This is a genomic window from Hydrogenophaga sp. PAMC20947 (assembly GCF_004795855.1).
Classification (GTDB): domain Bacteria; phylum Pseudomonadota; class Gammaproteobacteria; order Burkholderiales; family Burkholderiaceae_C; genus Hydrogenophaga.
Genome location: NZ_CP039252.1, coordinates 3,482,028 through 3,505,929, shown reverse-complemented (window position 1 = coordinate 3,505,929; position 23,902 = coordinate 3,482,028). Strand labels below are relative to the sequence as shown.

Sequence of the window (23,902 nt, the reverse complement as noted above, 5' to 3'; positions counted from 1 at the left end):
TTCTCGGACGGTGCGGATCAGCGCGACAGCAGGCGTGCTGCATCACGCGCGAAATAGGTCAGCACGCCATCGGCGCCGGCTCGCTTGAACGCCAGCAGGCTTTCCATCATCACCGCGTCGTGGTCCAGCCAGCCGTTCAGGGCCGCGGCCTTGAGCATGGCGTATTCACCGCTCACCTGGTAGGCAAAGGTGGGCACGCGGAACTCGTCCTTCACGCGGCGCACGATGTCCAGGTAAGGCATGCCAGGCTTGACCATCACCATGTCGGCGCCTTCAGCGAGGTCCAGCGCCACCTCGCGCAAGGCCTCATCGCTGTTGCCCGGGTCCATCTGGTACACCTTTTTGTCCGCCTTGCCCAGATTGGCCGCCGAGCCCACCGCATCGCGGAAGGGCCCGTAAAACGCGCTGGCGTATTTGGCGCTGTACGCCATGATGCGCGTGTGCACCAGCCCGCGGGCTTCCAGAGCCTGGCGGATGGCGCCGATGCGGCCGTCCATCATGTCGCTGGGGGCCACCATGTCCACGCCTGCCTCGGCCTGGGTCAGCGCCTGCTGCACCAGAATGTCGACCGTCGGGTCGTTGAGGATGTAGTTGTGCTCATCGAGCAGGCCATCTTGCCCATGGCTGGTGAACGGGTCCAGCGCCACGTCCGTCATCACGCCCAGCTCGGGGAAGCGCTCTTTCAAGGCCCGCACCACGCGCGGCACCAGGCCGTCGGGGTTTGTGGCTTCGCGCCCGTCGGGCGTCTTCAGGGATGCATCAATCACCGGAAACAGCGCCATCACCGGAATGCCCAGCTTCACGCACTCTTCGGCCACGGGCAGCAGCAGGTCCAGGCTCAAGCGGTCGACGCCGGGCATGGAGCCCACGGCCTCTCGGCGTTGAGTACCGTCGAGCACAAACACCGGGTAAATCAGATCGGCCGGGGTCAGGCGGTGCTCTCGCACCAGGTCGCGGGTGAACGAATCGCGGCGCAAACGCCGCGGGCGGGAAAGTGGGAAGGGGGCAGGAGCGTGCATATCGCTATTGTGGCAAAGCTTGGGCCACCGGGAGGTGAGGTCCTTTGGCTTGTTTTGGGATGCGGGTTTGTTGTTTCAATACGTAAAAAGATGGTGGTGATTGAAAATCTCAAGCATTTGTGTTGAACTCAGCTTTCGCAGGAAAACTGCGATACGCTGGGAAACACCCTGCACAATCCGCGCTGAGCGCGGCGTGGCTTTTGCAGGCATTCTCTGAACGAACGTCAAATGGGCTCAAGTCCCTGTGTTGCTGAGAGCCGTTCGGTGGCCTCAACCGAGGGATTTTGCGCCCGGCGTCCCGGTTCTTGCCCTTCATCTCAAGAGTCCCGCCATGCTGCCCACCAAAAAAACCAACAACCCTCCCTCTGGCGCGACCCGCACGGCCGCCGCCGGAACGCCTGACGCAGAGAGCTGGTCCTTGGATGACCATTGGCCCGAGCTGGTCGCTGCGCTGGCAGACCAGTTCACCGAGGGCGTCAGCAGCCTGCAAAATCAGGCCGACCAGTTGCTGGCCAAAGGCCGAATCAACAAGCTGGAGCATCGCGCGCTCAGCATCCCCGCCGAACGCATCAAGCTCGCCGGGGTCAGCGCACAGCAAATCCACCGCTTTTACGCCGGGCGCATCCGCCAGTCCCACGAAAAAGTGGACATGGCCCAGCTGGCCGAAGGCGTTTTGCAGGAGCGCAAGCAGGAGCTCGGCATCTTGGGCATTGCCTTGCGCCGCAAGTTCAAGCCGGTCGAGGTGCTGATCGATCCCACCGTGGCCCATACCTTCCTCAATGCTGTGCTCGACTGGGGCTTGCCGTTTGGCAACCGCGTTGACCTGCGCCTCGATCTCAACGCCTGGCCTCAACATGCCCGCCTGCAGATGCGGGTCTCCAACGACGGTGTGCCACCCTCAAGCGCGGCAACGTCTGACAGCCTCAGCTGGATGCTGATTCGCCAGATCGCTTTGGGCGCCGGTGGCATCGAGATCGAGCGCGATCAGACCAGCGAAGGCGTGAGTTTTACCGCCATGTTCACCCGCACAGTCCAAGCTGTTGATGGCATTTCGGCGGTGGACCTGTCCGACGAGCATTCGTCGATGTTCAAGTCCTTGGCTGGCACCTACGTTCTGACCATTTCCCCCAGCTTGCAGATCCGTGCCGATGTGCGCGATGCCCTGCGGGAGATTGGTATTTCCTCTGACAGTGTGGTGGACTTCCAACAAGCCCGCGACGCTCTCAAAGGCCGCATGCCCAACCTCATCGTTGTGGACTCAGAAATCAAAGACGAAGACTTCGAAAAATTCCGCGATGAGCTGTTGAGGGAGGTGTTTGAGTTCCCCTTCGTGGAAATTTCGCCTGATGACAGTTCTTTTGACATGTCCGGATTCGGTGAGTTTTCAATGGCCAAGGTCGGTCGCGGCAACATTCGGGAGGCCCTGGGCACCGCCGTGATGTTTGAGTTGGCGAAGATGATGTAAGTTGGAGGTATTCAGATTTTGATTTGTGCGGACACCCTGTCAGATTTGACAGGTTTCACGTCGGAAAACCGATTTTTGTTGTAACATTGCACCGGGCTGTCCTTCTGGGCGGCTCCCCGCTTTTCCTCCCTGAGCGGGTGCCTTAGTGTGTGACAGCAAAAAGGCTTCCTGACCCGGCCCCTCAAAGGCTGGGTTTTTTTTCGTCTGCTGTTTTTTCATGCGCTGGTTTTCAGATGCCCTTGCTTTGCGGGGGATCGTCGTGAAAGTGTCTCGGTAGCGCACTACACTGCCCCTCATGCTTTGGGTCAAATCCTTTCACATCGTCTTTGTAGCCAGCTGGTTTGCTGGCCTCTTTTACTTGCCTCGCATCTTTGTCAATCTGGCGATGGTGCCGTCAGAGAGCGTGGCAGAGCGCGAGCGACTGCTGCTCATGGCGCGCAAGCTCATGCGCTTTACGACCCTTCTGGCAGTGCCGGCATTGATCCTGGGTTTGCTGTTGTGGCTGTATTACGGGATTGGGCTGGGCCCCGGCAATGGCTGGATGCACGCCAAATTGCTGACCGTGCTGCTGGTGCTGGGCTATCACCACGCTTGTGGCGTGATGCTGCGCAAGTTTGAGCTGGGCAACAACCGCCGCAACCACGTGTGGTACCGGTGGTTCAACGAGGCGCCGGTGATCATGCTCGTGGTCGTGGTGGTGCTGGTTGTGGTCAAACCTTTCTGAGCGGGTCAACAGGCCCCGGACGGACATGAACCAGCGCTCCTCTGCCTGGCCGCTGGCGCTGGTGTTTGCCGCGCTGGTGCTGTATGCGAGCCTGTATCCATTTGAGGGCTGGCGGTTCCAGGGCGCGCAGCCCCTGCACTTCATCAATGAGCCGTGGCCCAAATACTGGACCCGTTTTGACGTGGTAGCCAACCTGCTGGGTTATGCCCCTTTGGGCTTTCTGGTCGCACTGGCCATGCTGCGCTCGGGAGCCGGTCGCTGGTCCTGGCCTGTGGCGGCCGGGGTGCCCGCGATCCTCTCGCTGCTCATCGAATCGGTGCAGTCGTACCTGCCCATGCGCGTGCCGTCCAACCTCGATCTGGCGTTGAACGCTGGCGGTGCGGTGATGGGCGCCACCGCCGCAGTGCTTTTGGAACGCTTGGGTGGGTTGCGGCGCTGGAGCCAGCTCCGGGCCGATTGGCTGGTGCCGCACGCCCAGGGATCGCTGGTGCTGCTGGCTTTGTGGCCAATGGCTTTGTTGTACCCGGTATCCGTGCCTTATGGCTTGGGGCAGGTCTGGACCCGGGTGGAGACGGGGTTGGTTCGATTGCTGGATGGCACGCCATTCCTGGCTTGGCTGCCTGTGCGACCCGCCCCGCCAGCGCCCCTGAGCCTGTTGGCCGAGGCCTTTTGTGTGGGGCTGGCGTTGTTGACGCCCTTGTTGATGGGCTACGCAGACGTGCGCACCGCTTGGCGCCGGGGCGTGTTCTTGTGCCTGTTCTTTGTGTGCGCGCTGGGCGCGGCCGCCCTGTCCTCGGCCCTGACCTTCGGGCCGGCACAAGCCTGGGCCTGGCTCACGCCGCAAGCCGAGCTGGGCTTGCTCATGGCCCTGGCGGGTGGTCTTTTAACCCTGGGTCTGCCCGAACGATGGTGTCAGTTGCTGATGCTGCTTTTCCTGGTCACGTTCCTCACCTTGCTCAACAGTGCGCCCGACAGCCCCTATTTTGAAGAATCCCTCCATCTGTGGGAGCAGGGGCGTTTCATCCGCTTTCATGGCTTGTCCCAGTGGCTGGGCTGGATCTGGCCCTTTGTCGCACTGTTCCTCGGTCTGCGGGCCCTGGCGCGTCCGCCTGCGCCCACATCGGCGTGAGGAAGCACAGCCCCGGGTCTGGCGATCGACAGTGGCTTTTCATCTGTAACGTTGTCATAACCGGCAGTCTCCTAGAATCAAGCCATGGACCAGGACCCTTCTTCTTACTACCAGCGCCACATCTTCTTCTGCCTCAATCAGCGCGAAGGCGGTGAGAACTGCTGCGCGCAGCACAAGGCCCAGGCCGCGTTTGATCGGTGTAAGTCCCAGGCGAAATCGCTGGGATTGCTGGGGCAGGGCAAGGTGCGGGTCAACAAGGCGGGCTGCCTTGACCGTTGCGCCGGCGGCCCCATCGCCGTGGTCTATCCCGAAGCGGTCTGGTACAGCTACGTCGACGAGAGCGACATCGACGAGATCGTGCAATCCCATCTGCGCGACGGCGTGGTGGTTGAGCGCCTGGTCACGCCCCCAGACGTGGGCCGCTGATCACGCAATGAACGCACAAACCGAAAACCTCATCCACCCCGGCCCCTGGGGTGCTATCGAGATCGCGATCGACCGCCCCGCAGGCATCTCCCGCGGCACAGCCGTCCTGGCCCATCCCCATCCCTTGCACGGCGGCACCCTGACCAACAAAGTGGTTCAGACCCTGGCCCGTGCCTGTGTGCTCACCGGGTGGACCGCCGTGCGCTTCAATTTTCGCGGTGTGGGGCAGAGCGCTGGTCTCTGGGATGAAGGGCGTGGCGAATGTGACGACCTGCTGGCCGTTGTGGAGGCCTTTGCGCCCGAAGGGCCCTTGTGTCTCGCCGGATTTTCGTTTGGCGCATTTGTGACCAGCAACGCCGCAGCGCGCCTTCACCCCAGCCGCGATCTGCAGCAACTGGTGCTGGTCGGTACCGCGACCAGCCGTTTCGACACCGCGCCCGTCGCTCCGGAACTTCATCCGTGCACATTGGTCATCCATGGCGAAGCGGACGACACCGTCCCGCTGGCTTCGGCGATGGACTGGGCCAGGCCCCAATCCTTGCCCGTTCTGGTGATCCCGGGCGGCGGACATTTTTTCCATGGCCAATTGCCGCTGCTGCGGGAAATGGTCGTGCGTCATTTGCGGGCTTGAGCGCAGGCCCCTGGTTTTTTAACTTTTCTACTGTCAGGAATCGATTTTGTTTCGTCGTCTGTTGGCCCGAGTGGCCCTGGTTTTGAGCGCAACGGTGGCTTTCTCTGCCGCCGCCCAACCCCCCAAGCCTCCTGAAATTGCTGCCCGTGCCTACCTGCTGATGGATGTGACCTCGGGTCAGGTGCTGGCTTCCCGCGATGCCGACAAACCTGTCGAGCCCGCGTCGCTCACCAAGTTGATGACGGCGTACGTCGCCTTCGATGCCCTGAAGGCCGGCAAGATCACCCTCACCCAGACTTTTCCTGTGAGTGAAAAAGCCTGGCGCATGCCCGGCTCGCGCATGTTCATCGATCCCAAGATGCAAGTGCCCGTCGAAGATTTGCTGAAGGGCTTGATCGTGCAGTCCGGCAACGACGCCTCGATGGCGCTGGCCGAAGGTATCGGTGGCAGTGAGGAGCGTTTCGTCGAGCTGATGAACCAGCAAGCCAAGGTGCTGGGCATGACCAACACCAGCTACAAGAACCCGGAAGGCCTGACCGTGGCCGGCCACACCACCACCGCCAACGACCTGGCGCGCCTGGCGACCCGGTTGATGAAAGATTTCCCGGAGTACGTGGTCTATTACGCCATCCAGCACTACCGCTATCCTGGTACTCCCAAGGCCAACGACACCAACCGCAACCTGTTGCTGTTCCGTGACCCTACGGTCGACGGCCTGAAAACCGGCCACACCGATGCAGCCGGCTATTGCCTGGTCGCCACCGCCCACCGCCCGGTCCCTGGACTGGGTGAAGGCGCGGCAGGTGAACGCCGCCTTTTAAGCGTGTTGCTGGGTGGCTCAAGCGAAAGCGTTCGGGCCACGGAAAGCCAGAAACTGCTGAACTGGGGTTACACCGCATTTGACGCGGTTCGCCTGGCCCAAGCCGGTGAGCCCGTGGCCACGCCCAAGGTCTGGAAAGGCAAGTCACCCGTGGTCAAGCTGGGCCGTTCCGAAGGTGTGGTGGTGTCCGTGCCCGCTGGTGAAGGCGCGCGCATCAAGACCGAAATCTCGCGCCCCGAGCCGCTCGTCGCCCCCTTGCTCAAAGGTCAGAGCCTCGGCGCCGTCCGCGTGATGCTGGCCAGCGGCGAGCCCGTGACCGAGGTGCCCTTGACCGTGCTGGAGACTGTGGAAGAAAGCGGCATCGTCGGCCGAGCCTGGGATGCCCTGCGCCTCTGGATTCAGTAGGAGGCGGGCGGCGCCCGATTGCCCGGGCCTGCTCCCTGAAAAGCCGCCTGCCGGGCGGCTTTTCAGGCGCGCTGAGGCATGCGGCCAGAAAATGCTTTGCAGGTTTCCAGGTGTCGTGCTACAGTCGAGGGCTTTTCGGAAACTTCCGAGAAGCATTCGTTTTCGCTTTTTTTCTAGACGTTTAGGGACGTTCATGCCAACCATCAATCAACTCGTGCGCCACGGCCGGGAGGTCGAGAAGACCAAATCCAAGAGCCCGGCCATGGAGAATTCTCCACAGCGTCGCGGTGTCTGCACCCGTGTGTACACCACGACTCCCAAGAAGCCTAACTCCGCTCTGCGTAAGGTTGCCAAAGTGCGCCTGACCAACGGTTTTGAGGTGATTTCCTACATCGGCGGTGAAGGCCACAATCTGCAGGAACACAGCGTCGTGCTGGTTCGCGGCGGTCGTGTCAAAGACTTGCCCGGTGTGCGTTACCACATCGTCCGTGGTTCGCTTGATTTGCAAGGCGTGAAAGACCGCAAGCAGTCGCGCTCCAAGTACGGTGCGAAGAAGCCAAAAGCCAAGTAATTCTGGTCTGCTGGTAAGAAGAGATTTTCGGTGCTGTTTGCCGCGTGGCGCGGTGAAATCGGCGTAGTGACCCGGAGCCTGCAATGTCGTGGGTGGGTCGAGTAAGTGAGAGTCAGGCTTGTCTCTCGCGGTGTCTGCCAAGGCGCCAACTGAAGCAAATTTAGAGGTGAAAAAATGCCACGTCGTCGCGAAGTCCCTAAACGTGAAATCCTGCCGGATCCCAAGTTCGGCAATGTCGAGCTCTCCAAGTTCATGAACGTGATCATGGAAGGCGGCAAAAAAGCTGTCGCCGAGCGCATCATTTATGGTGCCCTGGAGCAGATCGAGAAGAAGACCGGTAAAGACCCGGTTGAGGCGTTCTCCGTTGCCATCAACAACGTGAAGCCCATGGTGGAAGTCAAGTCCCGCCGCGTGGGTGGTGCCAACTACCAGGTGCCTGTTGAAGTGCGCCCGGTCCGTCGTCTGGCTTTGTCCATGCGCTGGATCAAGGAAGCCGCCCGCAAGCGCAGCGAGAAGTCCATGGCCATGCGCCTGGCCAACGAGCTGATCGAAGCCACTGAAGGCCGTGGTGGTGCCATGAAAAAGCGTGACGAAGTTCACCGCATGGCCGAAGCCAACAAGGCGTTCAGCCACTTCCGTTTCTGATTCGGGCGCTGTCCGCTCCGTCTCATTTAACCTGACCTGAGAGCCCGCGTCCCTTGAAAAAGGGCGGCGGGCTCGATCCCCTTTTGGAGTATTTGCATGTCTCGCAACACGCCCCTTGAGCGCTACCGCAATATCGGTATTTCTGCGCACATCGACGCTGGTAAAACCACCACCACCGAACGCATCCTGTTTTACACGGGTGTGAACCACAAGATCGGTGAAGTGCACGATGGTGCTGCCACCATGGACTGGATGGAGCAGGAGCAGGAGCGTGGCATCACGATCACGTCCGCTGCCACGACCTGTTTCTGGAAGGGCATGGATCTCAACTACGAAGAGCACCGCTTCAACATCATCGACACCCCCGGCCACGTCGACTTCACCATTGAAGTCGAGCGTTCCATGCGGGTGCTTGACGGTGCTTGCATGGTGTACTGCGCTGTGGGCGGCGTGCAGCCCCAGTCGGAAACCGTCTGGCGCCAGGCCAACAAATACAAGGTGCCTCGTCTGGCCTTTGTGAACAAGATGGACCGCACCGGTGCCAACTTCTTCAAGGTCGTCGAGCAGATGAAGCTGCGCCTGAAGGCCAGCCCAGTCGTGATCGTGATCCCAATCGGCGCCGAAGAAAACTTCAAGGGCGTGGTTGATCTGATCAAGATGAAGGCCATCTACTGGGACGAAGCTTCCCAGGGCATGAAGTTTGAGTACCGCGAAATTCCCGCTGAACTCCAGGCGCAAGCCGAAGAGTGGCGCGAGAAGATGGTCGAGGCAGCCGCCGAAGCCAGCGAAGAATTCATGAACAAGTACCTTGAAGAAGGTACCTTGACCGAGGCCGAAATCAAGCTGGGTATCCGCACCCGCACGCTGGCTGCTGAGATTCAGCCCATGCTGTGCGGCACGGCTTTCAAGAACAAGGGCGTGCAGCGCATGCTCGACGCTGTTGTTGATTTCCTGCCTTCGCCTGTGGATATCCCGCCTGTTCGTGGCACCGACGAAGACGAAGAGCCTGTCACCCGCCGTCCTGCGGATGACGAGAAGCTGTCTGCTCTGGCATTCAAGTTGATGACCGACCCCTATGTGGGCCAGTTGACCTTCGTGCGCGTCTATTCCGGCGTGCTGAAAAAGGGCGACTCGGTGTTCAACCCCGTCAAGGGCAAGAAAGAGCGTATCGGCCGTATCGTGCAGATGCACGCCAACAACCGCCTCGAAGTTGAAGAAATTCGTGCCGGCGACATCGCTGCTTGTGTGGGTCTGAAAGATGTGACCACGGGTGAAACCCTGTGCGATCCTGACGACATCATCATGCTCGAGCGCATGGTCTTCCCTGAGCCCGTGATTGCACAGGCCGTGGAACCAAAGACCAAGGCTGACCAGGAAAAAATGGGTATCGCCCTGCAGCGTCTGGCTGCAGAAGATCCATCTTTCCGTGTCAAGACCGACGAAGAATCGGGTCAGACCATCATCGCCGGTATGGGCGAGCTGCACCTGGAAATCATCGTCGACCGCATGAAGCGCGAATTTGGCGTGGAAGCCAACGTGGGCAAGCCACAAGTGGCCTACCGCGAAACCATTCGCAAGACCATCGAAGACTCCGAAGGCAAGTTTGTTCGTCAATCGGGCGGTAAAGGTCAATACGGCCACGTCGTCTTCAAGATCGAGCCAAACGAGCCCGGCAAGGGCTTCGAATTCGTCGATGCCATCAAAGGTGGTGTGGTTCCTCGCGAATACATCCCTGCGGTGGAAAAGGGTGTGATCGAAGCCCTGACGACCGGTGTGTTGGCCGGCTACCCTGTGGTTGACGTCAAGGTCACGCTGCACTTCGGTTCGTATCACGACGTGGACTCTTCCGAAATGGCCTTCAAGATGGCTGCCATCTTTGGTTTCAAAGAAGGTTGCCGCAAAGCCAGCCCGGTGATCCTCGAGCCCATGATGGCCGTGGAAGTTGAGACGCCAGAAGACTACGCCGGCAACGTGATGGGCGATTTGTCCAGCCGCCGCGGCATGGTGCAGGGCATGGAAGACATGGTCGGTGGTGGCAAGGCCATCAAGGCCGAAGTGCCACTGTCCGAAATGTTCGGCTACTCAACCACGCTGCGTTCCGCAACGCAAGGCCGTGCCACGTACTCCATGGAGTTCAAGCACTACGCCGAAGCACCGCGCAACGTGGCAGAAGCCATCGTCGCTTCGCGAGCCAAGTAAGCACCTCCCGCCCAGGTCGCAGCAGGTCCGGCTATGCCGGCCTGTCAGCGAGGCCCCCTTGAGGGAGTGCCGCGCACTGCGCGGCCCAGGGGTGGGGGAATTTTTTTGTCTTCGGCGCCGCGCAAGCGGTTGGTCTGCTGCCCGTGGCGGCCAGTGCCGGAAACGTAAAACCAACACGGGCTTTGTTCTTTACAGAGGTAATTGAAATGGGAAAAGAGAAATTTGAACGGACCAAGCCGCACGTCAACGTGGGCACCATTGGTCACGTTGACCACGGCAAGACCACCCTGACGGCGGCCATCACGACCGTGCTGGCCAAGAAGTTTGGTGGCTCGGCCAAGGCCTACGACCAGATCGACGCAGCGCCCGAAGAGAAGGCCCGCGGCATCACCATCAACACCGCCCACGTTGAGTACGAAACGGCCAACCGCCATTACGCTCACGTTGACTGCCCAGGCCACGCCGATTATGTGAAAAACATGATCACCGGTGCCGCGCAGATGGACGGCGCCATTTTGGTGTGTTCCGCCGCTGACGGCCCAATGCCCCAGACCCGCGAACACATTCTGTTGTCCCGCCAGGTGGGCGTGCCTTACATCATCGTCTTCCTGAACAAGGCCGACATGGTGGACGACGCCGAATTGCTGGAGCTGGTCGAAATGGAAGTGCGCGAGCTCTTGTCCAAGTACGACTTCCCCGGTGACGACACCCCCATCATCCACGGTTCCGCCAAGCTCGCCCTGGAAGGCGACACGGGCCCATTGGGTGAAGAGGCCATCATGAAGCTGGCCGATGCACTGGACAACTACATTCCCCTGCCAGAGCGTGCTGTTGACGGCGCGTTCCTGATGCCAGTGGAAGACGTGTTCTCGATCTCCGGTCGCGGCACTGTGGTGACCGGCCGTATCGAGCGCGGTATCGTCAAAGTCGGCGAAGAAATCGAAATCGTCGGTATCGCTGACACCCAGAAGACCACCTGCACGGGCGTGGAAATGTTCCGCAAGCTGCTGGACCAGGGTCAAGCGGGCGACAACGTCGGTATCTTGCTGCGCGGCACCAAGCGTGAAGACGTGCAGCGCGGCCAAGTGCTGTGCAAGCCCGGCTCCATCAAGCCCCACACCCACTTCACGGGCGAGATCTATGTCTTGTCCAAAGACGAAGGTGGCCGTCACACGCCTTTCTTCAACAACTACCGTCCCCAGTTCTACTTCCGCACAACGGACGTGACGGGTGCGATCGAGTTGCCAGAAGGCAAAGAGATGGTGATGCCTGGTGATAACGTGTCGATCACTGTGAAGCTGATCAACCCCATCGCCATGGAAGAAGGTCTGCGTTTCGCTATCCGCGAAGGTGGCCGTACCGTCGGCGCCGGTGTGGTTGCCAAGATCATTGCTTAAGGGGAAGTCGCATGGCCACCAAGCAAAAAATCCGCATCCGCCTCAAAGCGTTTGACTACAAACTGATCGATACCTCGGCCGCCGAGATCGTTGAAACTGCCAAGCGCACCGGTGCGATCGTCAAGGGCCCCGTGCCACTGCCGACCCGCATGAAGCGTTTTGACATCCTGCGTTCGCCGCACGTCAACAAGACCAGCCGCGATCAGCTCGAAATCCGCACGCACCAGCGTCTGATGGACATCGTGGACCCTACCGACAAGACGGTGGATGCCTTGATGAAGCTCGACCTGCCTGCAGGTGTGGACGTCGAAATCAAGCTGCAGTAATGCCGCTTGTGTAAGTCCCGCCAATCTGTGGTTGGTGGGACTTGCGGAAAAAACGCCTGCTGGTTATACTCGCAGGCTTTCCTGTCTTTTGGCAGGAAGAGACAAGTAGGGGGCGTCAAGTCATTTCAATGGCTGCGCCATTCGCCGCGGAGGCCTTTCAGGAGGTCCCCGCATCATCAGCCCCGGCCAATTGCAGTCGGGAACGGAGAAAAAAATGAGTCTTAGCAACTCCCTCGGGTTGTTGGGTCGCAAGGTTGGCATGATGCGCCTGTTCACCGATGATGGGGATTCAGTTCCTGTCACGGTGGTCGACGTGTCCAACAACCGTGTGACGCAAGTCAAAACTCAAGCCAATGATGGCTACGATGCGTTGCAGGTCACCTTTGGTGCCCGCCGTGCGTCCCGCGTAACCAAGCCTATCGCAGGCCACCTGGCCAAGGCCGGTGTTGAAGCGGGTGAGATCATCCAAGAATTCCGCGTCGCTTCTGACGTCGCTGCCCAGTACCCTGCGGGTGCTGTGGTGACTGCTACTGCAGTCTTTGCGGCTGGCCAGAAGGTGGACGTGCAAGGTACTTCGATCGGTAAAGGCTTTGCCGGCACCATCAAGCGCCACAACATGCGCTCGCAGCGTGCGTCGCACGGTAACAGCCGCTCGCACAATGTGCCCGGCTCTATCGGTATGGCTCAGGATCCTGGCCGCGTGTTTCCTGGCAAACGGATGACCGGCCACATGGGCGATCAAACGAAAACCATTCAAAACTTGGACATCTTCCGCATTGACGAAGCCCGTCAACTGCTGATGATCCGTGGCGCTGTGCCTGGTGCCAACGGCGGTTTCCTGACCGTTCGTGCTGCCATCAAGGCCAAGCCCTCCAATGCGGCCGACAAGGGAGCAAACTGATGCAAGTTGAACTCCTGAATGACCAAGGTCAAGCAGCGTCCAAAATGGACCTGCCCGAAACCGTGTTTGGCCGCGACTACAACGAAGCGCTGATTCACCAGCTGGTGGTGGCTTATCAAGCCAACGCCCGCCAGGGTACGCGTGCTCAAAAGGGCCGCGACCAAGTCAATCACTCGACGAAGAAGCCGTTCAAGCAAAAAGGCACGGGTCGCGCTCGTGCTGGTATGACTTCCTCGCCCATCTGGCGCGGAGGCGGCCGTGCTTTCCCAAACAAGCCCGACGAAAACTTCACCCAGAAGATCAACAAGAAGATGTACCGCGCCGGTATGGCTTCGATCTTCTCGCAGTTGGTTCGCGAAGGCCGTCTGGCGGTTGTGGATTCCATCAAACTGGACTCCCCAAAAACCAAAACTTTGGCAGCCAAGTTCAAAGCCCTGAACATGCAGTCGGTCCTCGTGATCACTGACGAAGTGGACGAGAACCTGTACCTGGCTTCGCGCAACCTGCCCAACGTCCTGATCGTTGAGCCGCGTTACGCTGATCCGCTGTCGCTGGTGCACTACAAGAAGGTGATTGTCACCAAGGGTGCCCTTGACCAGTTGAAGGAGATGTTCGCATGAACGTCACAAAATACGACGAAGGCCGTTTGATGCAGGTGCTGGTTGCACCCATCGTGTCCGAAAAAGCCACGCAAGTGGCCGAGCAAACCAACGCTGTGTTGTTCAAGGTCTTGCGCGATGCGTCCAAGCCCGAGATCAAGGCCGCTGTGGAATTGATGTTCAAGGTTGAAGTTCAAGGCGTGTCCGTGCTCAACCAAAAGGGCAAGGCCAAGCGCTTTGGTAAATCCATGGGCCGCCGCGATCACGTTCGCAAGGCTTATGTGACGCTGAAGCCCGGTCAAGAACTGAACTTCAGTGGGGAGGCTGCGTAATCATGGCTGTCATTAAGATGAAACCAACCTCACCAGGCCGTCGCGGCATGGTGAAGGTCACGCGTGACCACCTCCACAAAGGTGAGGGTTACGCACCCTGCTGGAACCACAATTCCAGAAGGCCGGCCGTAACAACAACGGTCACATCACGGTTCGCCACAAAGGCGGTGGTCACAAGCACCACTACCGCGTGGTTGATTTCCGTCGCATCAAGGACAACATCCCTGCGAAGGTCGAGCGTATCGAATACGACCCGAACCGCACGGCTCACATTGCCTTGGTGTGCTACGCCGACGGCGAGCGCCGCTACATCATCGCCCCCCGTGGCGTTGAAGTGGGCGCCACGCTGTTGTCGGGTTCCGAGTCGCCAATTCGCGTTGGCAACACGCTGCCCATCCGCAACATCCCAGTCGGTTCCACCATCCACTGCATCGAACTGCAAGTCGGTAAAGGCGCTCAAATCGCCCGCTCCGCTGGCGCTTCCGCTGTGCTGCTGGCCCGCGAAGGCATCTACGCCCAGGTGCGTATGCGCTCGGGTGAAGTTCGCAAAATCCACGTGGATTGCCGCGCAACCATTGGTGAAGTGTCCAACCAGGAACACAGCCTGCGTCGCCTGGGTAAAGCCGGTGTCAAGCGTCACATGGGTATCCGCCCAACCGTGCGCGGTACCGCGATGAACCCAGTCGATCACCCACACGGTGGTGGCGAAGGCAAGACCGGCGAAGGCCGTGCACCAGTGGATCCATGGGGCAACCTGACCAAGGGCTACCGCACCCGCAACAACCGCCGCACGCAGTCGATGATCGTCTCGCGTCGCAAGAGCAAGAAGTAAAGGGCTGACAAAATGAGTCGTTCACTTAAAAAAGGCCCTTTCATTGACCATCATCTGATGGCCAAGGTTGAAAAGGCTGTTGCCACCAAAGACAAGAAACCTGTCAAGACCTGGTCGCGCCGCTCCATGATCTTGCCCGATTTCATCGGGCTGACCATTGCCGTGCACAACGGCAAGCAGCACATTCCAGTTTTCATCACCGATCAGATGGTTGGACACAAGCTCGGCGAGTTTTCGCTGACGCGTACGTTCAAAGGCCATCCGGCTGACAAAAAAGCGAAGAAGTAAGGACCAACCATGAGTACAGAAACTCGCTCCATCGTTCGCGGTGTGCGCCTGTCGGTTGACAAAGGCCGCCTCGTCGCTGATCTGATTCGCGGCAAGAAAGTTGACCAAGCGCTCAACATTCTTGCGTTCACGCAGAAAAAAGCCGCTGGCATCGTCAAGAAAGCTCTGGAGTCGGCTATTGCCAACGCCGAGCACAATGACGGCGCTGACATCGATGAATTGAAGGTCACAACCATCTACATCGAGCAAGGCACCACGCTCAAGCGTTTCTCGGCCCGCGCCAAAGGCCGCGGCAACCGCATCAGCAAACCCACCTGTCACATTTATGTGACGGTTGGAAACTGAAGAGGTCACAGGAATATGGGACAAAAAATCAACCCTACGGGGTTCCGCCTCGCGATCTCCCGCAACTGGGCCAGCCGCTGGTACGCAAGCAACCGTGATTTCGCGGGCATGCTCGCCGAAGACATCAAGGTGCGTGAGTACCTCAAGGGCAAGCTGAAGAACGCCGCCGTTTCGCGCGTCGTGATTGAGCGCCCTGCCAAGAACGCACGCATCACCATTTACTCGGCACGTCCGGGCGTGGTGATCGGCAAGAAGGGCGAGGACATCGAGCGCCTGAAGAAAGAACTGGCTGCCAAGCTGGGCGTGCCTGTCGCGGTCAACATCGAAGAAGTGCGCAAGCCTGAAATCGATGCCAAACTGATCGCCGACAGCATCACGCAGCAGCTCGAGAAGCGCATCATGTTCCGTCGCGCCATGAAGCGTGCGATGCAGAACGCCATGCGTCTGGGTGCCCAGGGCATCAAGATCATGTCTTCTGGTCGTCTGAACGGTATTGAAATCGCTCGTTGCGAGTGGTACCGCGAAGGCCGTGTGCCACTTCACACCCTGCGTGCTGATATCGACTACGGTACGTCCGAAGCCAAGACCACCTACGGCATCATCGGTGTCAAGGTCTGGGTTTACAAGGGCGATTACCTGGGTCGCAACGATGCGCCTGCGGTAGCCGATACGCCTCGTCCAGAGGAAGATCGTCGCCCTCGTGGCCCGCGCCGTGAGCGTCCAGCTGGTCCGCCAGCTCGCGCCGCAGTGCGTCGCCCCGGTGCCAACGCCGCTCCGGCCGATGGCAGCGACAAGCCTGCAGAAGCCACCGCTGGTGCTGATGCAGATACGAAATCCGCCGTTAAGCGCGTTCGTAAAGACGCACCCGCAGAGGCATCTGCGGACGGCAAAGGAGAATAAACATGCTGCAACCTGCACGTCGCAAGTTCCGTAAGGAACAAAAAGGCCGCAACACGGGCGTCGCTACCAGCGGCGCAACCGTGGCATTCGGTGACTTCGGTTTGAAGTCCACCGATCGCGGTCGCCTCACGGCCCGTCAGATCGAAGCCGCACGCCGTGCGATTTCCCGTCACGTCAAACGTGGCGGCCGTATCTGGATCCGCGTGTTTCCGGACAAGCCGATTTCCCAAAAACCTGCCGAAGTCCGTATGGGCAACGGTAAGGGTTCGGTTGAGTACTACGTGGCTGAAATTCAGCCAGGCAAAGTGCTCTACGAAATCGTCGGTGTGCCAGAACAGCTGGCCCGTGAAGCTTTCACGCTGGCAGCCGCCAAACTTCCTTTGCGCACCACATTCGTGACGCGCATGCTGGGTCAGTGATTCAGGAGACTATCAAATGAAAACTGCTGATCTGCGCAAAAAGGATGTGGCCGGCCTCGAAGCCGAAGTGAAATCGCTGCAAAAGGCCCATTTCGGCCTTCGCATGCAAAAAGCCACGCAACAACTCAACAACACCGCAACGCTCGGCGATACCCGCCGTGACATTGCTCGCGCCAAGACTATTCTTGCCGAGCAACAGCGTGCTGCGGCCGCCGGCAAATAAGGAGCGAACCCATGACGGAAGCAAAAACCTCCCTCAAGCGCACCTTGATTGGCAAGGTGGTCAGTGACAAACGTGCGAAGACCGTAACGGTTCTCGTTGAGCGACGTGTGAAACACGAGCTCTACGACAAGATCGTTGCCAAGTCGAGCAAGTACCATGCACACGACGAAACTGGCGAGTACAAGACGGGCGACGTGATCGAGATCACTGAAAGCCGTCCACTGTCCAAAACCAAGAACTGGGTTGCGACCCGCTTGGTGCAAAAGGCCGCACTGGTCTGATGACCTTTGCGCTGCTGACAGCGCGCCATTGAAAAGCGACCGACAATCTCGGTCGCTTTTTCTATTTCTGGCCCTGGTGTTTCAGGGCCTCCAAACAGGCCGAAAGGCCGCACACACAAGGAGCTTTGCATGATTCAGGTTGGCGACAAGATTCCCGCAGCGACGTTGATGGAATACGTTGAAGTGGAGGGCAATGGCTGCAGCATCGGCCCCAATCCGGTGGACACCACCAAGGCCTCTGCGGGCAAGACCATTGCCTTGTTTGCCTTGCCTGGCGCCTTCACGCCCACGTGCTCGGCACAGCACGTGCCTGGCTACATCCAGAACTTCGAAGCTCTCAAGGCCGCTGGTGTGGACGAGATCTGGTGCCTGAGCGTGAATGATGCGTTTGTGATGGGTGCCTGGGCGCGTGATCAGCAGACCGGCACCAAGGTGCGCATGCTGGCCGACGGCGATGCGGCATTCGCCAAAGCCACTGGCCTGACGCTCGATCTGACTGGCAAGGGCCTGGGATTGCGCAGCAACCGCTACTCGATGCTGCTCAAAGACGGTGTGGTGACGACGCTGAACATTGAAGGCCCTGGGAAATTCGAGGTCAGCGACGCGACCACCCTGCTGGGACAGGTCAAAGGCTGATAGCTGTTGATGATGCTGGGCTGCGGGTGATCCATCCGCACCCAGTTGGGCCAAAAAAACCACGACGCTCAGGCGATCCGTGGTTTTTTTTCGCCGACGTCAAAGGAGAGGCCGGTTGGCCAGATTCGCCATCAGGTAGTGCGCCCCGGGAATCGGGTTGAGGTAGTAGGGTGCGACCTCGACAAAACCGGCTTCGTGGTACAGGCCACGGGCGGTTTCCATGTCACTCAGGGTATCTAGCAGCATGGTTGCGTAGCCCGCAACCTGGGCCTGGGCCATGGTGCGATCGACCATTTGACGGCCCAGGCCCAAACCACGGTAGGCAGGACGAACGAACAACCGTTTCATTTCGCAAGCGTTCAGGTGATCGCTATTGACCAAGGGTCGAAATGCACAGCAGGCCGCAGGCAAGCCGTCTACGAAGGCCAGCAGCAATTCACCCAGGGGCTCTGTGTAGACACCCGGCAGCCCGCGCACTTCTTCATCAAAGCCCTGAAAGCACAAATCAATCCCCAGCTGCGCCTGGTAGTCAACAAACAGGGCGCGGACGGTGTCGGTGTCTTCCTGCGTGCGAACCAGGCGCCATTCAATGTGGGCTGGGCCGTTCTCGGTCATGAAGGATGGAGCGAAGGTGGGTGTGGTATGACTATACACAGGGAGTGATCGAGGCCCCTATCTGGCTGCAGGGGCTCGTTACCCACCCAATGCCACCAGGCGGTTCACCACGGTTGCACACAGCACCAGGACCACCAGGGCGCTGATCCGCGATGCCGCCGTGTCTCGACTGGAGCGTGCAGCTTGAGCGAGGCGTTTGTCCCCGGTGAGCATGGGCCGGACCAGGTCGCTCTTTTTGGCCCACCGGTAAAAAGCGATCGCCAACAGGTGCAAAACCACCAACCCAATCACCAGGAACTTGCCGACATTCTTGTGGTAACTGGTGGCTGCACCCACCCAATCGGAAGCCACCAGCGCCGTCAGCGGCCCGGCAAAGGCGATATCGTCGTCGCTGAACAGGCCGCTGCCGACCTGCACAAACAACACCAGAAGCAACGCAAAGACAGACAGGGCGCCTGTCGGGGTGTGTCCCACGCCTTCCTCGGGCCGTGCATGGCCGCGCAGGTAGGCCAGCAGTCTCGAGGGGCGGTAAATGAAGCTGCTGAAGCGAGACCAATGGCCGCCAACCAGACCCCAGACCAGGCGGAACAGCAGCAGGGTGAGCACGCTGTAACCCAGTCGGAAATGCCAGTTCATCCAGTTGCCACCGATGTTTGCGGTGATCACCTGACCAATGACGCAGACCGCCAGAGCCCAATGGAACAAACGGGTAGGGAGATCCCAGACGCGGACGGTGTGCATGGCTCAAGTTTGCCTCAAAACGCGCCCGTTGCAACAGGGGGCAGGGCGTACTTTCTGGAAAACACAGGGCCATGGAGCCGCCCGTCGCTTCAAGGGGCAAGGCGGCGTCCAGACAAGGATCGCCATGGAACTTCGTCTTTCGTTCTAAACTCCAGCGAAGGTGGCGGGCCGCCGCCCCTTTTGTTCAACCCCCCGATCAGGAGCCGTCATGAAATTGTTCGCCCCTTTGGCATTGACTCTTGCTGTTGTGACTTTGTCTTCGCCCGCGCATGCGCAATTCCAGAAACCAGAAGATGCGGTGAAGTACCGCAAAGCCGCGATGACCGTGATGGGCGCGCATTTTGGACGTGTGGGCGCCATGGCCAATGGCAAGGTGCCCTTTGACGCCAAGGTAGCCGCCGACAACATGGCGGTGGTCGAAACCATGAGCAAGCTGCCCTGGCCGGGATTTGTGGCGGGGACAGACAAGGGCGACACACGCGCACTGCCCGAGATCTGGACCGAGGCCGCCGACTTCAAAGCGGGGGCAGACAAGCTGCAATCCGAGGTGAGCAAGCTCACTTCCGCGACCAAGACCGGCAATCTGGATGCCGTCAAAACCGCATTTGGGGCGGTGGGCCAGACCTGCAAAGCTTGCCACGACGACTACCGGAAAGACTGAGCGGGAAACACCGGCCCTTGCTGCTTCCTGCAGTGATCCCTCCACCCCTGAGGCTGGGCGGGGGCGGGTACAAGCCGGCCTCAGCCCTGCGTGAGCAGCTGTTCAATCAGTTGATGGAGGGCGGTCATATCGGGCTCGCCCACAAAGCGTTTCACAATCATCCCCTGCCTGTCGAGCAGGTAGGTGGTGGGGGTGAGTTTCACATCGCCCCAGGACTGGGCAATTTCGCCGGTGTTGTCTATCGCCACTTTGAAGGGCAATTGCCGCGTTTGAGCGAAGTTGACGACAAATCGGGGCTCGTCGTAACTCATGGCGACCGCCACCGTTTCGTAGCCCCGGTCTTTGAACTTGTTGTGCGTGTCGACCAGGGCGGGCATTTCCTTGACACAGCTGACGCAGGACGTCGCCCAGAAATTGACGAGAGTGACTTTGCCTTTGAGCTGGCTGGTGCTGGTTTTGCTGCCGTCGAGCAAGACAAAGGTCGATTCCGGAGCGGACTCTTTTGTGCCGCAAGCCGCCAGAATGAACAAGGCAGAGGTCGCAAGACCAATGCTCAACAGGGCGCGACGGGTAGACGTGAACAAGGCGGACATAAGGGGCAAGCAGACGGTGTGAGGCGGTTTCTTTGTGAGGACAGGATCGTCTTGAAGTTCCTGCGGGTAGCGCAATTGCCCCGACGGGCAGCGATCGCCGGCGGCTACTTCAGCCGTTTGCGGGCTTCCTGTAACCGAGCTTCCAGGTATTCCCCAAAAAAATCAGGCACCGCCACCCCGACCAGACGCTCCGCAAGTTCTTGGCCCTGAGGGCCAAAGAACAGCACAGTGGGCGCAAACTTTGCCTTCCACTCGGCGATCTGGTCGGCCGGCGTGGTCGATTCTCCCCCAAAACCCTGGAGGATGCTGCGGCGATCGCGCACGTCGAGTTGCACCGCCACCACCTCACCTGCCCGGGAAAGGGGCAAGAGGTGGTGGTTCCGGACCAGATCGCAGTAGGGACATCCGGTGAGCGTGGTCATGATCACCAGGGGTTCACCTCGTCGGGCCGCCGCCTGAGCGGACGCACGCAAGGAGCTGGGGGTCGGCAGCGCAAGGGGCAGAGGTGCGATGGTGGTGGTCATGAACGCGGGGCAGGTGCGTGAGCGAGGGGGTGTTTCAGACGATACCGCGCTGCCGCAGTTCCGACAAGCGATCGGCGCCAGCGCCCAGCCAGTCTTTCAGGACCTCTGCGCTGTGTTCCCCGAGCAGGGGTGGCGGCAGGTCGGCGCGCACGGGCGTGGCGCTGAGTTTCATCGGACTGGCCACCAGATTGACAGCGTCTGCGAGGGGGTGGGTCCAGGTGTGGACCATGGCGCGGTGCTGTATGTGGGGATCGGAGAACACTTCGGCCAGGTTGTTGATCGGGCCACAAGGCACTTTGGCGGCTTCGAGCGCGGCGAGCCAGTCTGGCTTGCTGCGTGTCTTCATGATCGATTCGAGCAAAGGCACCAGCGCTTCGCGGTGGCGTACCCGGTTCTGGTTGCGGGCGAAACGTTCGTCGCTGGCGAGCTCAGGGCAGCCTGCCACCCCACAAAATTTGGCAAACTGACCGTCGTTGCCCACCGCCAAAATGAGGTGTTGCGGCGTGCCTGCGCTGTCGGGCGCGGTCTCAAACACTTGGTATGGCACGATATTGGCATGGGCATTGCCGGCCCGCCCGGGGACCTTGCCCTCATCCTGGCCACGGACCAGATAGTTGGCACCGAGGTTGGCGAGCATGGCCACCTGGGTGTCGAGCAGGGCCATGTCGATGTGTTGTCCTTCGCCGGTGCGCTCGGCGTGGCGCAGCGCGGCCTGTATGGCCACTGTGGCGTACAGGCCCGTGAACAGATCGGCCACCGCCACCCCGACTTTTTGGGGCCCGCCGCCGGGCAGGTCGTCACGTTCGCCGGTGATGCTCATCAAGCCACCCATGCCCTGAATGGCGTAGTCGTAGCCGGCGCGCTCCCGGTAAGGACCGGTCTGGCCGAAGCCGGTGATGGAGCAGTACACCAGGCCCGGGTTGATGGCCCGCAGGCTTTCAAAATCCAGGCCGTAGCGGGCCATGTCGCCGACTTTGTAGTTTTCAACAAAGACGTGGGCGTGTTGAACCAGCTCCCGGATCAGTGCCTGGCCTTCGGGTTGGGCGATGTCGCAGGTGATGGAGCGTTTGTTGCGGTTGGCGCCCAGGTAGTAGGCGGCCTCTGCGGTATCGGCTCCGTCTCGCCCGCACAGGAACGGGGGCCCCCAGCCGCGGGTGTCGTCACCGCCAGGGTGGGTGCCGCTGGGCGGGCGTTCGACCTTGACAACGTCGGCCCCGAGGTCGGCCAGGGTTTGCGTGCACCAGGGGCCGGCGAGCACGCGGGACAAATCGAGTATGCGGATACCATCCAGAGCGTTCATGCCGCCATTGTCTCCGACGCCGCCTCTGGGGCGCGTCGCGGAAGCGGATCATTTTTGCGGGGAGTTCGAATTGTCGGGTGTAGTTTTGCGACACTGCCGCCGTTGGGCAGGGGTTATGTTGGCTTTGATCGGTGTGGCGGCCTGCAGTCCAACGTTCAATTGGCGCGAGCTGAGGCCAGAAGACACGCCGCTGGAGGCGCTGATGCCTTGCAAGCCCGAGTCGGCTACCAGGCCGGTCCCCCTGTTGGGGGCGCCCATTCAATTGCACATGTACAGCTGTGAGACCGGGGGACTGACCTTTGCCATTGCTTGGGCCGAGTTGGCCGAAGCTGGGCAGGTTCGAGCGGCCCTGAGCCAATGGCAAACAGCGTCACTGGCGGCCATCCAGGTGAAGCCCACCGACAGCGAGCGCCATGAAAACTGGGCTGTGAAGGTGGCTGGTGCCGCAGAGGTGCAGGGCGTGAAAGCCCAAGGCATCGATCACCTGGGCCAGAAGCTGCATTCGCAGATGGCCTATTTCTGGAAAGACCGAAAGATTTACCAGGCTGCGATCTATGGAGCCAAGGTCGACAGCACAGTGAGTGCGACGTTCTTCGACGGGCTGGAACTGCCTTGAGCCCCCCACCGGGCCGTTCGGTCGTGTGGATCCGACCGAGAGGCGTGAGGACACAAGTGCGCACATGAAGCAGCGGGAAGACTTTTCAATTGTCGCTGCCGAGCGGTTGGGGCGCCGCACCGCGATGAACGTGTTTCTCACGTTTGCCCTCGCCTACCTGATCTCAGCCTTGTTGCGCGCCATCACCGCAACGCTGTCGCCCATCCTGAGCGCCGAACTGGAGCTGGGTGCCAGCGACCTGGGTTTGTTGGCTGGCGGCTACTTCTTCGGCTTTGCCCTGATGCAATTGCCGTTGGGGACCTGGCTGGACGCATATGGCCCGCGCCGGGTCAGTGTGGCATTTTTGAGTCTGGCGGTGTTGGGGTGTGTGGCATTTGCGCTGGCGACCAGTTTCCCCGGTTTGCTGGTCGCGCGGGTGCTGATTGGCATGGGCGTGAGCGCCTGCTTGATGGCACCGCTCACAGGCTACCGCCGCTGGCTCACGCCTGCGGCCTTGCTGCGCGCCAATTCCTGGATGTTGATGACCGGCTCGATGGGCATGGTGGCGGCCACTTTGCCGGTGCAGTGGCTGGTGCCGCTGGTGGGATGGCGCGGCTTGTTCTGGGGGCTGGCCGGGCTGATCGCCGTGTCGATGGCCTTGCTGGCCTGGCAGGTACCGGCCTGGCGGCGACCCGCGCATGTGCCTGATGTGCCCCAGGTGGGCTACCGGCAGGTTGCGAAACATCCCTACTTTCGCCAGATGGTGGCCATCGGATTCTTCAACTACGGCGGCATGGTGGCGGTACAAACCCTTTGGGCTGCGCCCTGGATGGTGCGGGTGGCCGGGTATTCACCGCAGGAATCGGCTGGGGGCCTGTTTGCTATCAACGTTTGCATGCTGGCGGCGTTCTGGACCTGGGGAATGGTCAACCCCCACCTGGTCCACCGTGGCGTGGCGCCAGAGCGGCTGATTTTTTGGGGTTTGCCGATCAGCCTGGTGGTGTTGGCGTGCATTGTCACCATGGGCCCGGCCGCTGGCTGGCCGATGTGGGCCCTGTTTTGTGTCAGCAGCACGGTGGTTTCGTTGTGTCAGCCGGCGGTGGCGCAGGCGTTGCCGCCCGAAACCGCCGGCCGTGCGATGTCGGCCTTCAACCTCGTGATTTTTGTGGGCATTTTTGTGGTGCAGTGGGGCATCGGCTTGCTGGTGGATGCAGGCGAGGCACTGGGTTGGGACACAGTCGCAAGCTTCAGGGCGGCGATAGGGGTTTTCGGCCTGTTGGCGGCCGGTGCTTATGCGGGCTTTTGGCGTGGCCAACGACGTGCGCTGCTAAAGGCTGCATTGCCCTAAACTCAAGAATAT

Annotated in this window: 31 protein-coding genes and 1 pseudogene; 25 read left to right on the top strand and 7 right to left on the bottom strand. The window is 60.3% G+C overall.

The window, feature by feature from the left end; translation table 11 throughout:
• Window positions 1–17: 17 nt before the first annotated feature.
• Window positions 18–1,019 carry a porphobilinogen synthase gene (gene hemB, locus E5678_RS16065; protein WP_136179455.1) on the bottom strand — a complete coding sequence of 334 codons (1,002 nt, stop codon included), beginning with the start codon at window positions 1,017–1,019 and terminating at the stop codon, window positions 18–20.
• 331 nt (window positions 1,020–1,350) lie between these two features.
• Between hemB and E5678_RS16060 the strand changes: the two genes are divergently transcribed.
• On the top strand, window positions 1,351–2,484 hold the full coding sequence (locus tag E5678_RS16060) for a hypothetical protein (RefSeq protein WP_136179454.1): 1,134 nt from the start codon (window positions 1,351–1,353) through the stop codon (window positions 2,482–2,484).
• A 39-nt stretch (window positions 2,485–2,523) separates the two neighbouring features.
• Here E5678_RS16060 and E5678_RS16055 read toward each other — a convergent pair whose 3' ends face one another.
• Window positions 2,524–2,703: a hypothetical protein gene (locus tag E5678_RS16055; RefSeq protein ID WP_136179453.1), complete on the bottom strand. Its 180-nt coding sequence runs from the start codon at window positions 2,701–2,703 to the stop codon at window positions 2,524–2,526.
• Window positions 2,704–2,779: 76 nt separating this feature from the next.
• Here E5678_RS16055 and E5678_RS16050 point away from each other — a divergent pair, with 76 nt between their 5' ends.
• From E5678_RS16050 to E5678_RS15950, 21 genes and pseudogenes are all read left to right on the top strand, one after another.
• Entirely contained in the window at window positions 2,780–3,208 is a 429-nt protein-coding gene (locus tag E5678_RS16050) for a CopD family protein (RefSeq protein WP_136179452.1), read from the top strand.
• 25 nt (window positions 3,209–3,233) lie between these two features.
• The gene (locus E5678_RS16045) at window positions 3,234–4,337 is read left to right on the top strand and encodes a VanZ family protein (protein ID WP_136179451.1); all 1,104 of its coding nucleotides are present in this window, start codon (window positions 3,234–3,236) and stop codon (window positions 4,335–4,337) included.
• An 84-nt stretch (window positions 4,338–4,421) separates the two neighbouring features.
• Window positions 4,422–4,763 (top strand): (2Fe-2S) ferredoxin domain-containing protein, encoded by a 342-nt coding sequence (locus tag E5678_RS16040; protein WP_136179450.1) that lies wholly within the window; start codon window positions 4,422–4,424, stop codon window positions 4,761–4,763.
• Window positions 4,764–4,770: 7 nt separating this feature from the next.
• Entirely contained in the window at window positions 4,771–5,394 is a 624-nt protein-coding gene (locus E5678_RS16035; protein ID WP_136179449.1) for an alpha/beta hydrolase, read from the top strand.
• Window positions 5,395–5,452: 58 nt separating this feature from the next.
• Window positions 5,453–6,619, top strand: a complete 1,167-nt coding sequence (locus tag E5678_RS16030; RefSeq protein WP_136180817.1) for a D-alanyl-D-alanine carboxypeptidase family protein — start codon at window positions 5,453–5,455, stop codon at window positions 6,617–6,619.
• Window positions 6,620–6,812: 193 nt separating this feature from the next.
• Entirely contained in the window at window positions 6,813–7,190 is a 378-nt protein-coding gene (gene rpsL / locus E5678_RS16025; RefSeq protein ID WP_056266875.1) for a 30S ribosomal protein S12, read from the top strand.
• 174 nt (window positions 7,191–7,364) lie between these two features.
• A complete protein-coding gene (gene rpsG / locus E5678_RS16020; protein ID WP_066095399.1) occupies window positions 7,365–7,835 on the top strand; it encodes a 30S ribosomal protein S7 in 471 nt (156 codons plus the stop codon).
• Between the two features lie 96 nt (window positions 7,836–7,931).
• Window positions 7,932–10,034 carry an elongation factor G gene (gene fusA / locus E5678_RS16015; RefSeq protein WP_136179448.1) on the top strand — a complete coding sequence of 701 codons (2,103 nt, stop codon included), beginning with the start codon at window positions 7,932–7,934 and terminating at the stop codon, window positions 10,032–10,034.
• Window positions 10,035–10,240: 206 nt separating this feature from the next.
• Window positions 10,241–11,431, top strand: a complete 1,191-nt coding sequence (tuf, locus tag E5678_RS16010; protein ID WP_136179379.1) for an elongation factor Tu — start codon at window positions 10,241–10,243, stop codon at window positions 11,429–11,431.
• Window positions 11,432–11,442: 11 nt separating this feature from the next.
• Complete coding sequence (gene rpsJ, locus E5678_RS16005) at window positions 11,443–11,757, top strand: 30S ribosomal protein S10 (RefSeq protein WP_136179447.1); 315 nt, start codon at window positions 11,443–11,445, stop codon at window positions 11,755–11,757.
• A gap of 214 nt (window positions 11,758–11,971) precedes the next feature.
• Window positions 11,972–12,658, top strand: coding sequence for a 50S ribosomal protein L3 (rplC, locus tag E5678_RS16000; RefSeq protein WP_136179446.1), 687 nt, complete (start codon window positions 11,972–11,974; stop codon window positions 12,656–12,658).
• A complete protein-coding gene (gene rplD / locus E5678_RS15995; protein WP_136179445.1) occupies window positions 12,658–13,278 on the top strand; it encodes a 50S ribosomal protein L4 in 621 nt (206 codons plus the stop codon). Before rplC ends, rplD begins: the two co-directional genes overlap by 1 nt.
• Window positions 13,275–13,589 (top strand): 50S ribosomal protein L23, encoded by a 315-nt coding sequence (rplW, locus tag E5678_RS15990; RefSeq protein WP_136179444.1) that lies wholly within the window; start codon window positions 13,275–13,277, stop codon window positions 13,587–13,589. Before rplD ends, rplW begins: the two co-directional genes overlap by 4 nt.
• 2 nt (window positions 13,590–13,591) lie before the next feature.
• Window positions 13,592–14,421: pseudogene (gene rplB / locus E5678_RS15985) on the top strand (50S ribosomal protein L2).
• A gap of 12 nt (window positions 14,422–14,433) precedes the next feature.
• A complete protein-coding gene (rpsS, locus tag E5678_RS15980) occupies window positions 14,434–14,709 on the top strand; it encodes a 30S ribosomal protein S19 (protein WP_136179443.1) in 276 nt (91 codons plus the stop codon).
• 9 nt (window positions 14,710–14,718) lie between these two features.
• On the top strand, window positions 14,719–15,054 hold the full coding sequence (rplV, locus tag E5678_RS15975; RefSeq protein WP_136179442.1) for a 50S ribosomal protein L22: 336 nt from the start codon (window positions 14,719–14,721) through the stop codon (window positions 15,052–15,054).
• A gap of 15 nt (window positions 15,055–15,069) precedes the next feature.
• Window positions 15,070–15,954, top strand: coding sequence for a 30S ribosomal protein S3 (gene rpsC, locus E5678_RS15970; RefSeq protein ID WP_136179441.1), 885 nt, complete (start codon window positions 15,070–15,072; stop codon window positions 15,952–15,954).
• Between the two features lie 2 nt (window positions 15,955–15,956).
• Window positions 15,957–16,373 carry a 50S ribosomal protein L16 gene (rplP, locus tag E5678_RS15965; RefSeq protein ID WP_066089098.1) on the top strand — a complete coding sequence of 139 codons (417 nt, stop codon included), beginning with the start codon at window positions 15,957–15,959 and terminating at the stop codon, window positions 16,371–16,373.
• A gap of 16 nt (window positions 16,374–16,389) precedes the next feature.
• Window positions 16,390–16,596, top strand: a complete 207-nt coding sequence (rpmC, locus tag E5678_RS15960; protein WP_136179440.1) for a 50S ribosomal protein L29 — start codon at window positions 16,390–16,392, stop codon at window positions 16,594–16,596.
• Between the two features lie 11 nt (window positions 16,597–16,607).
• Complete coding sequence (gene rpsQ, locus E5678_RS15955) at window positions 16,608–16,877, top strand: 30S ribosomal protein S17 (protein WP_136179439.1); 270 nt, start codon at window positions 16,608–16,610, stop codon at window positions 16,875–16,877.
• A gap of 129 nt (window positions 16,878–17,006) precedes the next feature.
• On the top strand, window positions 17,007–17,513 hold the full coding sequence (locus tag E5678_RS15950; RefSeq protein WP_136179438.1) for a peroxiredoxin: 507 nt from the start codon (window positions 17,007–17,009) through the stop codon (window positions 17,511–17,513).
• A gap of 99 nt (window positions 17,514–17,612) precedes the next feature.
• Here the strand turns inward: E5678_RS15950 and E5678_RS15945 are convergent, their stop codons facing one another.
• Both E5678_RS15945 and E5678_RS15940 read right to left on the bottom strand, forming a co-directional pair.
• Window positions 17,613–18,128 (bottom strand): GNAT family N-acetyltransferase, encoded by a 516-nt coding sequence (locus tag E5678_RS15945; RefSeq protein WP_136179437.1) that lies wholly within the window; start codon window positions 18,126–18,128, stop codon window positions 17,613–17,615.
• A gap of 78 nt (window positions 18,129–18,206) precedes the next feature.
• A complete protein-coding gene (locus E5678_RS15940) occupies window positions 18,207–18,869 on the bottom strand; it encodes a cytochrome b/b6 domain-containing protein (protein ID WP_136179436.1) in 663 nt (220 codons plus the stop codon).
• Window positions 18,870–19,077: 208 nt separating this feature from the next.
• Here E5678_RS15940 and E5678_RS15935 point away from each other — a divergent pair, with 208 nt between their 5' ends.
• Complete coding sequence (locus E5678_RS15935) at window positions 19,078–19,530, top strand: cytochrome c (protein ID WP_136179435.1); 453 nt, start codon at window positions 19,078–19,080, stop codon at window positions 19,528–19,530.
• An 80-nt stretch (window positions 19,531–19,610) separates the two neighbouring features.
• On the opposite strand, the gene E5678_RS15930 is transcribed toward E5678_RS15935, so the two are convergent.
• The 3 genes from E5678_RS15930 to E5678_RS15920 all read right to left on the bottom strand — a co-directional run bounded on the left by E5678_RS15930 (window position 19,611) and on the right by E5678_RS15920 (window position 21,947).
• A complete protein-coding gene (locus tag E5678_RS15930) occupies window positions 19,611–20,123 on the bottom strand; it encodes a TlpA disulfide reductase family protein (RefSeq protein ID WP_136179434.1) in 513 nt (170 codons plus the stop codon).
• Window positions 20,124–20,227: 104 nt separating this feature from the next.
• Window positions 20,228–20,647, bottom strand: coding sequence for a hypothetical protein (locus tag E5678_RS15925; RefSeq protein WP_136179433.1), 420 nt, complete (start codon window positions 20,645–20,647; stop codon window positions 20,228–20,230).
• Between the two features lie 34 nt (window positions 20,648–20,681).
• On the bottom strand, window positions 20,682–21,947 hold the full coding sequence (locus E5678_RS15920) for a CaiB/BaiF CoA-transferase family protein (protein ID WP_136179432.1): 1,266 nt from the start codon (window positions 21,945–21,947) through the stop codon (window positions 20,682–20,684).
• Window positions 21,948–22,062: 115 nt separating this feature from the next.
• On the opposite strand from E5678_RS15920, the gene E5678_RS15915 reads away from it, so the two are divergent.
• Both E5678_RS15915 and E5678_RS15910 read left to right on the top strand, forming a co-directional pair.
• A complete protein-coding gene (locus tag E5678_RS15915; RefSeq protein WP_136179431.1) occupies window positions 22,063–22,563 on the top strand; it encodes a hypothetical protein in 501 nt (166 codons plus the stop codon).
• Window positions 22,564–22,627: 64 nt separating this feature from the next.
• Window positions 22,628–23,890 carry an MFS transporter gene (locus tag E5678_RS15910; protein ID WP_136179430.1) on the top strand — a complete coding sequence of 421 codons (1,263 nt, stop codon included), beginning with the start codon at window positions 22,628–22,630 and terminating at the stop codon, window positions 23,888–23,890.
• The last annotated feature ends 12 nt before the right edge of the window (window positions 23,891–23,902 follow it).

Bases quoted from the DNA above. Each gene is read 5' to 3' on its own strand.
- hemB (WP_136179455.1), bottom strand. From the start codon at position 1,019: ATGCACGCTCCTGCCCCCTTCCCACTTTCCCGCCCGCGGCGTTTGCGC.
- E5678_RS16060 (WP_136179454.1), top strand. From the start codon at position 1,351: ATGCTGCCCACCAAAAAAACCAACAACCCTCCCTCTGGCGCGACCCGC.
- E5678_RS16055 (WP_136179453.1), bottom strand. From the start codon at position 2,703: ATGAAAAAACAGCAGACGAAAAAAAACCCAGCCTTTGAGGGGCCGGGT.
- E5678_RS16050 (WP_136179452.1), top strand. From the start codon at position 2,780: ATGCTTTGGGTCAAATCCTTTCACATCGTCTTTGTAGCCAGCTGGTTT.
- E5678_RS16045 (WP_136179451.1), top strand. From the start codon at position 3,234: ATGAACCAGCGCTCCTCTGCCTGGCCGCTGGCGCTGGTGTTTGCCGCG.
- E5678_RS16040 (WP_136179450.1), top strand. From the start codon at position 4,422: ATGGACCAGGACCCTTCTTCTTACTACCAGCGCCACATCTTCTTCTGC.
- E5678_RS16035 (WP_136179449.1), top strand. From the start codon at position 4,771: ATGAACGCACAAACCGAAAACCTCATCCACCCCGGCCCCTGGGGTGCT.
- rpsL (WP_056266875.1), top strand. From the start codon at position 6,813: ATGCCAACCATCAATCAACTCGTGCGCCACGGCCGGGAGGTCGAGAAG.
- rpsG (WP_066095399.1), top strand. From the start codon at position 7,365: ATGCCACGTCGTCGCGAAGTCCCTAAACGTGAAATCCTGCCGGATCCC.
- fusA (WP_136179448.1), top strand. From the start codon at position 7,932: ATGTCTCGCAACACGCCCCTTGAGCGCTACCGCAATATCGGTATTTCT.
- tuf (WP_136179379.1), top strand. From the start codon at position 10,241: ATGGGAAAAGAGAAATTTGAACGGACCAAGCCGCACGTCAACGTGGGC.
- rpsJ (WP_136179447.1), top strand. From the start codon at position 11,443: ATGGCCACCAAGCAAAAAATCCGCATCCGCCTCAAAGCGTTTGACTAC.
- rplC (WP_136179446.1), top strand. From the start codon at position 11,972: ATGAGTCTTAGCAACTCCCTCGGGTTGTTGGGTCGCAAGGTTGGCATG.
- rplD (WP_136179445.1), top strand. From the start codon at position 12,658: ATGCAAGTTGAACTCCTGAATGACCAAGGTCAAGCAGCGTCCAAAATG.
- rplW (WP_136179444.1), top strand. From the start codon at position 13,275: ATGAACGTCACAAAATACGACGAAGGCCGTTTGATGCAGGTGCTGGTT.
- rpsS (WP_136179443.1), top strand. From the start codon at position 14,434: ATGAGTCGTTCACTTAAAAAAGGCCCTTTCATTGACCATCATCTGATG.
- rplV (WP_136179442.1), top strand. From the start codon at position 14,719: ATGAGTACAGAAACTCGCTCCATCGTTCGCGGTGTGCGCCTGTCGGTT.
- rpsC (WP_136179441.1), top strand. From the start codon at position 15,070: ATGGGACAAAAAATCAACCCTACGGGGTTCCGCCTCGCGATCTCCCGC.
- rplP (WP_066089098.1), top strand. From the start codon at position 15,957: ATGCTGCAACCTGCACGTCGCAAGTTCCGTAAGGAACAAAAAGGCCGC.
- rpmC (WP_136179440.1), top strand. From the start codon at position 16,390: ATGAAAACTGCTGATCTGCGCAAAAAGGATGTGGCCGGCCTCGAAGCC.
- rpsQ (WP_136179439.1), top strand. From the start codon at position 16,608: ATGACGGAAGCAAAAACCTCCCTCAAGCGCACCTTGATTGGCAAGGTG.
- E5678_RS15950 (WP_136179438.1), top strand. From the start codon at position 17,007: ATGATTCAGGTTGGCGACAAGATTCCCGCAGCGACGTTGATGGAATAC.
- E5678_RS15945 (WP_136179437.1), bottom strand. From the start codon at position 18,128: ATGACCGAGAACGGCCCAGCCCACATTGAATGGCGCCTGGTTCGCACG.
- E5678_RS15940 (WP_136179436.1), bottom strand. From the start codon at position 18,869: ATGCACACCGTCCGCGTCTGGGATCTCCCTACCCGTTTGTTCCATTGG.
- E5678_RS15935 (WP_136179435.1), top strand. From the start codon at position 19,078: ATGAAATTGTTCGCCCCTTTGGCATTGACTCTTGCTGTTGTGACTTTG.
- E5678_RS15930 (WP_136179434.1), bottom strand. From the start codon at position 20,123: ATGTCCGCCTTGTTCACGTCTACCCGTCGCGCCCTGTTGAGCATTGGT.
- E5678_RS15925 (WP_136179433.1), bottom strand. From the start codon at position 20,647: ATGACCACCACCATCGCACCTCTGCCCCTTGCGCTGCCGACCCCCAGC.
- E5678_RS15920 (WP_136179432.1), bottom strand. From the start codon at position 21,947: ATGAACGCTCTGGATGGTATCCGCATACTCGATTTGTCCCGCGTGCTC.
- E5678_RS15915 (WP_136179431.1), top strand. From the start codon at position 22,063: ATGTTGGCTTTGATCGGTGTGGCGGCCTGCAGTCCAACGTTCAATTGG.
- E5678_RS15910 (WP_136179430.1), top strand. From the start codon at position 22,628: ATGAAGCAGCGGGAAGACTTTTCAATTGTCGCTGCCGAGCGGTTGGGG.